The following is a 12,522-nucleotide window of genomic DNA, read 5'->3' as shown; positions in this document are numbered from 1 at the left end:
GGTCCCCATGAAAGTCTTCCGTATGACCGCCCGGCTGCGCCCAAGGTCCGTGCGGGCGAAGATCGTCGCTCTTCTGATGCTGCCCATCGTGTCGCTGATGGCGTTGTGGAGCTATGCCGCCGTGACGACCGTGGCCGCCATCGGCGACACCGAGCGCGCCAAGGACGTCAACAGTGAACTGCTCGCGCCGGTCGCCGAGTTCGTCACCGCGTTGCAGTCCGAGCGGACCGCCGCCATGCGGTACGCGGCCAAGCGCACCGAGACGGGTCTCGACGACCTGAGGGCCGACCAGCAGGCCACCGACAAGGCGGTGACGGCGCTTCGCGCGGGTCTCAACTCCTCCAGCTCGGACGCGGCCCTCATCGACACCGGTCTGCCCGCCCGCCTGGGCACCCTCGAATCCGACTTCAGCGACCTCGCCGCCCTGCGCGCGGACACCACCGGGCCCGGCGCGAAGGACGCGGCCTCGAAGGCGTACAACACCTACTCGGCGGTCATCGACCACGCCTTCGCCGTGACCGGCGCGCTCACCAGCGAGAAGGGCACCGACGCGACCTCCGAGGCGCGTGTGGTCCTCGAACTCTCCCGTGCCCGTGACGCGGTGGCCCGCGAACAGGCCCTGCTGGCCGCCGCCACCGCGTCCGGGACACTGACCAAGGAGCAGTACGCGCGGTTCGTCGGCGCCGTCGCCACCCAGCGCGAACTGCTGAAGCCGGCCGTCGCCGACCTCAAGGCCGAACACCGGCCCGCCTACGACGTGCTGCTGGACGGCGACGGTTACGCCTCCCTCGTCAAGGTCGAGGACGGGGTCACGGACGCCGGGGCGGGGCCGGTGTCGGCGGCCGTGCTGAAGGACTGGGACGCCTCCTCGACGGCTGTGCTGGAGGGCCTTGCCGAAGCGGAGGAGGACGCGGGAACGGGTGCCGCAGCCAAGGCGGACGTCTTCGGCTGGGACACGCTCGGCGCGTCCGGCGTCGCCGTCGTCCTCGGCCTGGTCGGCGTGCTCCTGTCGCTCCTCGTCTCCGTGAGCGTCGGGCGAGGCCTCATCGTCGAACTCCTCGACCTGCGCAACTCCGCCCTCGAAGTCGCGGGCCGGCGCCTGCCGCAGGCCATGCGGAAGCTGCACGCCGGGCAGGGTGTCGACATCGACGCCGAGGCCCCGATGCGGCGCCTCGTCGGCGACGAACTCGCCCAGGTGGGCACCGCGTTGACCGCCGTCCAGCGGGCCGCGCTCAAGGCGGCCTCCGAGCGCGCCGAACTCCTCAGCGGCATCTCCGGGGTGTACGTCAGCCTTGCCCGCCGCAGTCAGGTGCTGCTGCACCGCCAGCTCGACCTGCTCAGCGTCATGGAGCAGCGGCAGCAGGAACAGCAGGACCACGTCGAGCTGTACGACCTCTACCGCATCGACTACCTCGCCACCCGGATGCGGCGCCACTCCGAGTCGCTGCTCATCCTGTCCGGGATCGCCCCCGGCCGTGGCTGGCGCGACCCGATCGCGCTGTCGGACATCCTGCGGGCCGCCGTCGCCGAGATCGAGGACGCGACCCGGATCCAGATCTGGGCCGCCCCGAGGGTGTCGCTGCACGGCGGTTCCGTCGCCGACGTCATCCACCTGCTCGCCGAACTCGTCGAGAACGCCGCCGCGTTCTCCCCGCCCTCCACCAAGGTGCAGCTGCGCGCCGCCCGGCTGCGCGACGGCATCCTCATCGAGGTCGAGGACAGCGGCTTCGGCATGAACGAGGAGGCGATGGCCGACGCCAACCGCAAGATCCAGTCGGAGAAGGTCGACCTCCTCGACGCCAAGCAGATCGGTCTCATCGTGGTCAACCGCCTCGCCGGCCGCCAGGGGCTGCGCGTCGAGTTGCGCCAGTCGGCCGCCGGAGGCGTCGCCGCGGCCGTCTTCATCCCCGAGAACCTGATCCGCGACGACATGCCCGCCCACCAGGAGCCGGCCGCCGACGGCCGCTCACTGGCCCCGGCCTCGGCACTGATCCAGCAGCAGCGCCGGTAAGGGCCTCGCAGGACCGCCGTGCGCCTCGGGTGGTGATGCCCCCGGGGCGCACGGCGTTTTCCAGGCCTTTCTGTGTCTCTACGCTGCTGGACCGGCCTAGAAGGTCAGCTTCCAGCTGTTGATGTAGCCGGTGTCCGCGCTGTAGACGTCCTGGACTTTCAGCTGCCAACTGCCGTTGACGGTCGTCTCGCTGGACGCGTCGACCGTGTACGTGGCGTCGACGTTGTCCGTGGAGTCGGAGGAGCTGCTGCTCTTCAGACGGTACGTCGAGCCGTCCGGGGCGACGAGGTCGATGACCAGGTCACCGCGGTAGGTGTGGACGATGTTGACGTACACGGACAGGTCGCTGGGCGCGCTACCGGTGAGGCCGCTGACGGTGATGGGCGAGTAGACGGCGGAGCCGGCGTCCGGGACGGAGACGTCGGTGGTCGACTCGAAGGCCGTTCCGGTGTCGCCACCGTCGTCCCCGCCGTCGTCACCGTCGCCGCTGGGCGTGACCTGGAGCAGCAGGTTGGGGCTGCCGGTGCCGACGCCGGTGAGGGTGGAGGCGGAGGCTGCCGAGGTCAGGGCCGTGGTGACCGCGGAGGGTGTGGCGCTGGGGTTCTCGCCCAGGTACACCGCCGCCGCGCCGGCGACGTGGGGGGACGCCATCGACGTACCGGAGAGGGACGCGGTGGCCGAGTTGGAGGTGTTGTACGTCGAGGTGATGCTCGACCCCGGCGCGAAGATGTCCAGCGCGGAGCCGTAGTTGGAATACGAGGCCCGGGCGTCGGCGCTGGTGGAGGCGCCCACGGTGATCGCGGAGGCGACACGGGCCGGCGAGTAGCTCGACGCGTTGGCGCCGTCGTTGCCTGCCGCGACGGCGTAGGTGATGCCTGCCGCGATGGAGTTGGCGACGGCCGTGTCGAGGGTGGAGTCCGCGCTGCCGCCCAGCGACATGTTGGCGACGGCCGGGAACTGGGCGTTGTCGGTCACCCAGTCGATACCGGCGACGACACCGGCGGTCGTGCCGGAGCCCTCGTCGTCGAGGACGCGGACGGCGACGATGTCGGCGGCCTTGGCGACGCCGTAGGTGGTGCCCGCGACGGTGCCGGCGACGTGCGTGCCGTGCCCGTTGCCGTCGTCGGCGGAGGAGTCGTCGTCGACGGCGTCGTAGCCGTACGAGGCCCGTCCGCCGAAGTCGGTGTGGGTGATCCGTACGCCGGTGTCGATGATGTAGGCGGTGACGCCGCTGCCCGCGCTGGACGGGTAGGTGTACGACGAGTCCAGCGGCAGGTCGGCCTGGTCGATGCGGTCCAGGCCCCAGGTCGCGCCGGTCTGGGTGTCGCTCATGTGGACGGTCTTGTTGGTGGCGACGCCGGCGACGGCCGGGTCGGCGGCGAGCTGCTTCGCCTCCGCCTCGGTCATCTCGGTGGCGTAGCCGTTCAGCGCCTTCTTGTACGTCTGTTCCACCACGGCGCCGTACCGGGTCGCGACCGCCTTGCCCTTGCTGGAGGCCGCCTTGAAGGGGAGGCTCTCCTTGAGGGTGACGATGTAGCTGCCCTTGATGGCGTTCTCGGCGTTCGCACCGACGATCTGGCCCTCCGCGGGCGCTGCGACGGCGGGTGCGGCGGTCGCGGCACCGACGGTGAACAGGGCCGCGGCGGACATCATGGCGACGAGGGCACCGCGTCTGCGGCGTCCGGGGGTGTGGGGGGCGGGGGAGTGCTGCACGAACATGGGGGCTGTTCCCCTCTCGTGAAGACTTGCGCGGACTGGCCGTCGTGGGGGGTGGCGTCCTGGTGACATACAGTGATGGATTTGACGAGGGCACGTCAATAAGGGGAATCCCTACGTCCGGGTAGGGGGTGTGTGCGGGTGCGCCCAGCAGCTCGGGGGCTCAGGTGGTTCGGCGGGTGCGGGTGGCCCGTGGTTTCTTGCGCAGCCCCCGCGTCCCTGAAGGGGCTGCGGCTCTTCGGCGAAAAGCATGGGCGCAGCCCCTGCTCGCCCCAGCCCCCGCCGCCCGTCACACCCCTGCGCCCCGCGGACTACCCTGGAGGGTCGATCGTCCCCGTGGCAGGAGAGTAATGGCCGTCAACCTGGTCAATGTCGAGAACGTCAGCAAGGTGTACGGCACCCGCGCCCTGCTCGACGGGGTCTCGCTCGGCGTCTCCGAAGGGGACCGGATCGGCGTCGTGGGGCGGAACGGGGACGGCAAGACGACCCTGATCCGGATGCTCGCCAAGCTGGAGGAGGCCGACACGGGCCGGGTCACCCACTCCGGCGGCCTCCACGCCGGCGTGCTCACCCAGCACGACTCCCTCGACCCGGCCGCCACCGTCCGGCACGAGGTCATCCGGGACATGGCGGACCACGAGTGGGCGGGCAACGCCAAGATCCGGGACGTGCTCACCGGACTCTTCGGCGGCCTCGACCTGCCCGGCTTCCCGCAGGGGCTCGACACCGTCATCGCCCCCCTCTCCGGCGGCGAGCGGCGGCGCATCGCGCTCGCCAAGCTGCTCATCGAGGAGCAGGACCTGATCGTCCTCGACGAGCCCACCAACCACCTGGACGTCGAAGGCATCTCCTGGCTCGCGGGCCACCTGCGGGAGCGGCGGTCCGCACTCGTCTGCGTCACCCACGACCGGTGGTTCCTGGACCAGGTGTGCACGCGGATGTGGGACGTGCAGAAGGGCTCGGTCTTCGAGTACGAGGGCGGGTACTCCGACTACGTGTTCGCGCGCGCCGAGCGCGAGCGCATCGCCGCCACCGAGGAGACCAAGCGGCAGAACCTGGTCCGCAAGGAGCTGGCGTGGCTGCGGCGCGGTGCCCCGGCCCGTACGTCGAAGCCGCGGTTCCGGGTCGAGGCGGCGAACGAGCTGATCGCGGACGTGCCGCCGCCGCGTGACACGAGCGAACTGATGAAGTTCGCCTCGTCCCGGCTCGGCAGGACCGTGTTCGACCTGAAGGACGTCACCGTGCAGGCCGGGCCGAAGGTGCTGCTGAAGCATCTGACGTGGCAGCTCGGGCCGGGCGACCGCGTCGGCCTCGTCGGCGTCAACGGCGCCGGCAAGACCTCCCTGCTGCGGGCCATGGCCGATGCCGCGCGCAGCGAGGGGGAGAAGCAGCCGGCCGTCGGCCGGGTCGTCACCGGCAAGACCGTCAAGCTCGCGTACCTCTCCCAGGAGGTCGCCGAGCTGGACCCGAACCTGCGGGTGCTCCAGGCCGTGCAGCAGATCCGCGACCGCGTCGACCTCGGCAAGGGCCGCGAGATGACGGCGGGGCAGCTCTGCGAGACCTTCGGCTTCAACAAGGAGAAGCAGTGGACGCCGGTGGGCGACCTCAGCGGTGGTGAGCGGCGGCGGCTCCAGATTCTGCGGCTGCTGATGGACGAGCCCAACGTCCTCTTCCTCGACGAGCCGACGAACGACCTCGACATCGAGACCCTCACGCAGCTGGAGGACCTGCTCGACGGCTGGCCCGGATCGATGATCGTGATCTCCCACGACCGGTTCTTCGTCGAGCGCACGACCGACAAGGTGTTCGCGCTGCTCGGCGACGCGGCGCTGCGGATGCTGCCGCGGGGGATCGACGAGTACATCGAGCGGCGTCACAAGATGGAGGAGGCCGCCGCCGCGGCCTCGCCCGTCGCCGTGAAGGCCGCCGCGGAGAAGGCCGTCTCCGCCGCCGACTCCCGTGCCGCGAAGAAGGAACTGCAGAAGATCGAGCGGCAGTTGGACAAGGTCTCCGAGAAGGAGGCGAAGTTGCACGCGCGGATTGCCGAGAACGCGACGGACTTCGCGAAGGTGGGGGAGCTGGACGCGGAGTTGAGGGCGCTCGGCGGGGAGAAGGAGGAGCTGGAGATGCGGTGGCTGGAACTCGCCGAGGACGCGTGAGCGCTCCGCCGGGGCCGGGGGAGCGCCGTCAGGGCTGATGTCCGATGCCGGGTGCCGCGTTGTTCGTGGTTGCTCGTGCCCACGCGGCGGAGCCGCACATGGACACAGCCCCGCGCCCCTTCAGGGCGCTGCCGACGGGCGGCGCTCATCAGTCACCCCGCCCTCAAAAGGCGTATCGCGCGCGGCGCGCACGTCTCGTGAAGGGGGCGTGAAGGAGCGTAACGAGGGCATCACGGGCCGGTTGTCCCTTGGGAACAGGGGAGCGACCGGCCCCGTGCATGGGTCCGTCGCAGTGATAGAAAGAGCCGTCTGAGAACAGTCTGAGAAGCGACACCACGCGTGACGACGGGTGGCTCGAAAGCAGCGAACAGGGGGAAAGCGCTGATGGTTCAGCCACCCGATCAGCCACCGCAGGGCGGCTACGGAGCACCACACAATCCGCCACCGCAGTCACAGCCGCAACCGCCGCAACCGCCGCAACAGCCGTACGGCTACCCGCAGACCCCGCCGCCGCAGGGCCCGCCCGCGCCGGCCCCCGGCTACGGCTACCCCCCGCAGCAGCCCGCGCAGCCGGGTCCGTACAGCCGGCCCGGCCCTTACGCACAGCCCGGCCCCTACACCCAGCCCGGCCCGTACAACCCGGCATCGCAGGCCGGTTACGGCTACCCGCAGTCGCAGTACCCGGGCGCGCCCACCCCGCCGCCGGTCGGTGGCGGTGGTTCCAGGAACCCCTTCAAGGGCAAGCCCGCGATGATCATCGGGGCCACCGTGGCCGCGCTGCTCGTGGTCGGCGGCACGGTGTTCGCGGTGACGAGCCTCGGGGACGACGGCGAGAAGAAGCCGGTCGCCAAGGAGAGCGCGAGCCCGAGCGAGGACGACAAGCCCTCGGACGCGCCCTCCGCGCCCGTCAACGAGGGCGACGGCAGCGGCGACGGTGGCGAGGACTTCGACATCTCCGACCTCAACGCGGACCGCAAGGCCGGTGAGGCGAAGGTGCTCTGGTACAAGAGCGCCCCGGATGCCCCCGGCTCCGGCGCGAGCGCCCCCGGGCTGTGGGTCACCGACAAGGTCGCGGTGAAGGCGGCGTACAAGCAGCTCTTCGCGTACAACGTCGGTGACGGAAACCCCGCCTGGGACCCGATCGGGTTCGAGGGGAAGATCTGCGCGGTCACCCCGAAGGCGACGTCCGCCGACCGGATCGTGGTCTCGTACCAGAGCGGCACCGGCAGCAACGCCGAGTGCGACCAGCTCCAGCAGATCGACCTGAACACCGGCGACAAGGGCTGGTCGGCGGAGGTGGAGAAGGGCGAACTGTTCGACAGCGCCATCAGCGTCGGGCTGTCCGTCAGCGGCGACACGCTCATGGTGGGCCGCTCGCAGTCCGGGGTCGCGTACGACATCAACACGGGCAAGAAGCTGTTCGACAAGAAGAGTTACGGCCAGTCCTGCTACCCGGCCGGATTCGCCGGCGGCACGCGTCTGCTCTCCGTCTCCTCCTGCGCGGTGACCACCGACAAGGAGCACGACGAGGTCCAGGAGCTGGACCCGAAGACCGGCAAGGCCAAGTGGACGCGGAAGATCCCCAAGGGCTGGAAGGTCGAACACGCGTACTCCGTGGACCCGGTCGTCCTCTACCTCACCAACGAGGACGAGAACACCTGGAACATCTCCACCCTGAAGGCCGACGGCTCGACCCGTTCGCAGGTCGACTCCGACGACTCGTTCGCGCCCGACTGCGACGGCGGGATCCTCACCCGGGACATGCAGGGCTGCACGGCCGTAGCGGCCGACGCGAACACCCTCTACCTGCCGACCGAGGAGAAGGACGGCACGAACGAGATCGTCGCCCTGAACCTCGCGACCGGCAAGGAGAAGTGGCGCCTGAAGTCCCCCTCCGCCGACGCGGAGATCTTCCCGGTCAAGGTCGAGGGGGCGAAGCTCCTCGCGTACGTGGAGCCCACGCGTGACGCGGGCGGCCAGATGGTGTCCGTTCCGACCACCGGCAGTGGCCCCAAGGCGACCAAGCTCCTCCAGATGCCGGCGAGCGCCGCGGAGATCGAGGGCTCCTTCTACTCGAAGGCCGTCGACTACGTGGACGGGCGCTTCTACATCTCCACGACCCTGTTGACCGGTGTCGACGACGCGAAGGAGAAGTTGATGCTGGCCTACGGCAAGTGACGCACGCGACCGCCGCGGGCCGCGGGCCGACCTGGTCCGCGCCCTCGCCACGACCGGCGGACCGGTCGTCCGAGCCGTCATCACAGGCCGCGGCGACGTCCGTGACCGTGTCCGAGCCGTCGCCGCGGGCCGCGGACACCGGCCTTCCGGCGACGACGCCACCGCCGCGCGGCCCCTCCGTGACCCGGTCGGCCTCCCCATCCGTCCCTCACCCGTCCTCCGAGATTTGCTTCGAGGTATCCACGTCATGACGCAGCCGCCGCCCCCGCCGAACCAGCCCCCGGGCCCGCCCCCGAACCAGCCGCCCGCCCAGCCCCCGGCCCAGGGACAGAGCCAGGGACCGGAACAGGGCCAGCCGCCCGCGCAGCCCCCGCAGGACGCGACTCCGCCGCAGGCCGCCACACCGCCGCAGGGCGGCTTCGGCGCGCCCACGCCCCCGCCGCCCGGCGGTTTCGGCGCCCCGACGCCACCGCCGCAGGGCCCGCCCGCGCCGGGCCCGGGCTACGGTTACCCCCAGGCACCCCCGGCGCAGCAGACCCCGCCGCCGGCCCAGCCCCCGCAGGGGCCCCCGCCCGCGCAGGGCCCCGGTTACGGCTACCCGCAGACGCCCCCGCCGCAGCCCGGCTACGGCTACCCGGGCCAGCCCGGTCACCCCGGCCAGCCGGGTCCCTACGGCCAGCCGCAGCCCGGCCCGTACGGCCAGCAGCCGCAGCCCGGCCCGTACGGCCAGCAGCCGCAGCCCGGTCCCTACGGGCAGCAGCCGCCCGGCCCGTACGGCTACCAGCCGCAGACCACGCCGATGCACCAGATGGGGCAGCCCCCGGGCGGCAAGAAGAAGGTCAACTCCACGGCGATCATCATCACCGCGGCGGTCGCGGCCATCGCGCTCATCGTCGGCGGCGGCGTCTACGTCGCCACCTCCGCCGGGGACGACGACAACGGCAAGAAGGACACCGCCAGTTCGGAGGGCACGACCGGCGGCAAGGACGACACCAAGGGTGACGACGGCGGTTCGTCGTCGTCGGGCGGCTCGTCGTCCGGTGGCGTGGAGGTCCCGACCGAGGCGCAGGAGAAGACACCCTCCAGCACCAGCGCGAAGATCCTCTTCCAGGTGCCCGCGCACGAGGTCAAGGAAAAGCTGACGATCGACAGCGTCAAGGGCTCCTGGCTGACGAAGACCACGTACGCCAAGTCGGCCCTGAACAAGATCGTCGGCTATGACCCGGACAGCGGGAAGTCCAAATGGACGCTGGACCTGGCCGGCCAGACCTGCGCGGGCTCCCGTGAGATCACCACCGAGGGCATCGCCGTCGTGGTGACCGAGTCGGGCAAGCGCAAGAACAACGACGACCGCCACCCCTGCACCGAGGTCACCGCGTTCAATGTCGAGACCGGCAAGGAGGTGTGGACCAAGAGCGCCGAGACGAGCGGCGAGAAGGTGCCGTTCGGCGAGGTCACCATCTCCGGTACGACGGTCGCCGCGGCCGGCGGCTACGAAGGCGGTGCCGCGTTCGACGTCAACTCCGGCAACGTGCTGTGGTCGCCGAAGGTCGGCGAGTGCACCGACGACGGCTATGCGGGCGGCGCCCAGCTGATCGCGGTCCGCAAGTGCGGTGACTACGGCAGCGAGACCTTCCAGATCCAGCTGCTCGACCCGAAGTCGGGCAGCGTCAAGTGGACCTACAAGGTGCCCTCCGGCATCCAGCGCGTCAAGATCATCTCCACGAATCCGGTGGTCTTCGGTGTGGTGACGGGCAGCGACGTCCCGCTGACCGGCACGAACGACATCTTCTCGCTCGACGACAGCGGCAAGCTGCGCGCCAAGATCTCCATCCCGGACGACAAGTACGACTACGACTGTCCCGTCCGCGGTGTCTGGGCCTGCAGGGGCATCTACGTCGGCAACGACAAGGTGTACATGCCGACCAAGAACCACGACGGCACCGGCTCCTACAGCTCCACCAACGAGATCGTCTCCTTCTCGCTGGCCACGGGGAAGTCCACCGGCGACCGGGTCGACGCGGGCGACGACTACGAGCTGTTCCCGATCCGGATGGACGGGCCGAACATCATCGCCTTCAAGGACGGCCCGTACAACAAGGGCGCCCAGATCGTCTCCGTCGACGGCAAGACGCTGAAGCAGACCAAGCTCCTGGAGACCCCGTCCTCGGAGTCGGTGCTCCGCGCGATCAGCGGCATGACGCCGACGCTGAGCGAGATGCTCTACACCGACGGACGGTGGTTCATCGGCTCGGAACTCGTCAGCAAGCCGTACTCGGACGACGAGAAGGAGTACACGGCGCTCGGCTTCGGGGCGAAGTAACCCCACGCGCCCCCTCGGCCTCGTTCAACGGCCCCGCCCCAGCTCAGGGGCGGGGCCGTGCACGTATCCCTCATCACGCTCGAATAGGAGGGAATTTCGGTAATCCGGGGCACTTCTCTCCGGTAGGGGGAGCGCAACGTCGAACAAGCGTGTAGCTTCCGGGGTCATGAAGAGCGGGGAGCCGACGGGGAAGTCGGGGGGCTTCTGTCCGTGAGGACCAGTGGGCAGCCATAGTTGGCAACCATCTGGGGGACTGGGGGGTGGGGTGGCTCGATGGGAGTCCGGCTCATGGTGGTCGACGATCACCGACTGCTGGCCGAGGCGCTGGCCTCGGCGTTGAAGCTGCGGGGGCACCGCGTGCTCGCCGCGGCGGCGCCCGCCGCGGGCGCGGCGGAACTGGTGATCACAAGGGCGCCCGAGGTGTGCCTGCTCGGCACGGCGTCACCGGCCGAACCGGGCATATTCGACCCGGTGGTCAGAATCAAGCGTGAACGCCCGCAGGTGGCGGTTCTGGTCCTCGGCCCGGTGCCCAATCCCCGAGGCATCGCGGCGGCGTTCGCCGCGGGCGCCTCGGGCTACGTCCGCCACGACGAGCGCATCGAGGGGGTCGAGCGGGCCATCATGAAGGCCCGTGCGGGAGAGGCGGCGGTGGCGCCGCAGCTCTTGCAGAGCGCCTTCAGCGAGCTGCTGAACCCCGCCGCCCAGCCGGACGACGAGGGCCAGCGGCTCCTGCAGATGCTGACCCCGCGCGAGGTCGAGGTCCTGGTCCGCGTCGCGGACGGTGAGGACACCCGCCTGATCGCGGCGGGCATGAACATCGCCCCGTCGACCGCTCGCACGCATGTCCAGCGGGTGTTGATGAAGCTGGGCGTGGGGTCGAGGCTGGAGGCGGCGGCGCTGGCCGCGCGCACGGGGTTGCTGGACCGGGCGGGTCCGGTGCCGCACCCGTCGCCGGGGGCGTAGGGCGGCTCCCGGTCGGCTGGGTCCGGGGCCGCGAGGGCATGACGGAGCCGCATCGGGCCGACGGCCCGATGCGGCTCCCCGGGGATGCCGGATGCGGGTCAGTTCACGCCAAGAGCGTTCAAGACCGCCACGGAGACCTGGTCAGCGGCGTTCTTGTGGCCCTTGGCGTTGGGGTGGACGAAGGCCACCTGGAACGGGTCGAGGCTGGTGAGGAGGCCCTCGACCCACCTGCCCGCGTCACAGACGCTGTGGTTCCGGGTGGAGTCGGAGAGGCCGACGAAGGTGTCCTCGTGCTCACCGGCGGCCTTCTCGATGGTGGCGTTGAGCGGGTTCAGGACGTCGTCGCGCAGCCAGTCCAGGTCCCCCGGGGTGATCGAGGCGAACTGCTCGAAGTCGTTGTACCGGCACTTGGACGTGTCCTCGGGGATGACGGTGGGGTAGCCGACGGTCACGACCTTGGCGTGCGGGGCGCGCTCGTGGAGGGTGGCGAGCATGTCGTCGTAGTCCTGGCTCACCTTGGTGAGCCGGCCGGGAATGTTGTCGGCCAGGTCGTCCCGGCACGGCGTGCCCACGCCGCCGCTGCCCTCGCCCAGTTGCAGGCAGGTGAAGAGGATCTCGGCGAACCCGAGGGTGTTGCCGCCCGCGCCGACGGTGATCACGTCGGTGCCGGGGCTCACCGCCTCGGACTGGGGAGGTACCGGGGGGAACGGGTAGTCGGGGTCCTCGGAGAACGGCGGCAGGTGGCGGCCGATCGGCTGCTGGGCGTTGAAGGTGATGTCCTCGATGGTGGCGGCACCGCAGCTGACATTGGTGAGTTCGACCAGTGAGCCGAGGTCGCGGTCGATGACCTGCGGGTACGACAGGTCGGTGCGCTCACAGCCGTCACGCGGGACTTCGAAGACCTCACCCGCCGCCGGGATGACCCCGGCGGTGTAGGAGTCGCCCAGGGCGACCCACTCGTAGGCCGCCGCGGCCGCCGGGGTGGCGCCGGCGAGTTGTGCGGGGACGAGGGCACCTGCGGCGAGAGCCACGGCGGAGCCCAGCACGGCCAGTCGAGTGCGCAAGTTTGCCACGAATCCTCCAGAGATACGGTTTTGGCGGCGCTATGACCGTACGAGGATTGTTACTCAGCGCACTAGATCCGATACGGACAGTGACTTGCTGTCAGGTCT

General features: G+C 70.4%; 7 protein-coding genes. 5 read left to right on the top strand and 2 right to left on the bottom strand.

Features of this window, described 5'->3' with window-relative positions:
• Positions 1 to 7: 7 nt before the first annotated feature.
• A complete protein-coding gene (locus OG858_RS18765; protein ID WP_319069100.1) occupies positions 8 to 2,011 on the top strand; it encodes a sensor histidine kinase in 2,004 nt (667 codons plus the stop codon).
• A 96-nt stretch (positions 2,012 to 2,107) separates the two neighbouring features.
• Here OG858_RS18765 and OG858_RS18760 read toward each other — a convergent pair whose 3' ends face one another.
• Positions 2,108 to 3,730, bottom strand: coding sequence for a S8 family peptidase (locus OG858_RS18760; RefSeq protein ID WP_319069098.1), 1,623 nt, complete (start codon positions 3,728 to 3,730; stop codon positions 2,108 to 2,110).
• A gap of 347 nt (positions 3,731 to 4,077) precedes the next feature.
• On the opposite strand from OG858_RS18760, the gene OG858_RS18755 reads away from it, so the two are divergent.
• From OG858_RS18755 to OG858_RS18740, 4 genes are all read left to right on the top strand, one after another.
• On the top strand, positions 4,078 to 5,886 hold the full coding sequence (locus tag OG858_RS18755) for an ABC-F family ATP-binding cassette domain-containing protein (RefSeq protein WP_086750611.1): 1,809 nt from the start codon (positions 4,078 to 4,080) through the stop codon (positions 5,884 to 5,886).
• 384 nt (positions 5,887 to 6,270) lie between these two features.
• Entirely contained in the window at positions 6,271 to 8,064 is a 1,794-nt protein-coding gene (locus tag OG858_RS18750) for an outer membrane protein assembly factor BamB family protein (protein WP_327724200.1), read from the top strand.
• Positions 8,065 to 8,311: 247 nt separating this feature from the next.
• Positions 8,312 to 10,387 (top strand): outer membrane protein assembly factor BamB family protein, encoded by a 2,076-nt coding sequence (locus tag OG858_RS18745; protein ID WP_319273249.1) that lies wholly within the window; start codon positions 8,312 to 8,314, stop codon positions 10,385 to 10,387.
• 273 nt (positions 10,388 to 10,660) lie between these two features.
• Positions 10,661 to 11,350: a helix-turn-helix transcriptional regulator gene (locus tag OG858_RS18740; protein ID WP_086751599.1), complete on the top strand. Its 690-nt coding sequence runs from the start codon at positions 10,661 to 10,663 to the stop codon at positions 11,348 to 11,350.
• 98 nt (positions 11,351 to 11,448) lie between these two features.
• Here OG858_RS18740 and OG858_RS18735 read toward each other — a convergent pair whose 3' ends face one another.
• A complete protein-coding gene (locus tag OG858_RS18735; protein ID WP_179201321.1) occupies positions 11,449 to 12,423 on the bottom strand; it encodes an SGNH/GDSL hydrolase family protein in 975 nt (324 codons plus the stop codon).
• Positions 12,424 to 12,522: the final 99 nt, after the last annotated feature.

Origin of the sequence: Streptomyces europaeiscabiei (assembly GCF_036346855.1) — a bacterium.
Taxonomy (GTDB): Bacteria; Actinomycetota; Actinomycetes; order Streptomycetales; family Streptomycetaceae; genus Streptomyces; species Streptomyces europaeiscabiei.
Note: the sequence above shows the minus strand (reverse complement) of the source record. Positions and strands in the feature narration are given on the sequence as shown.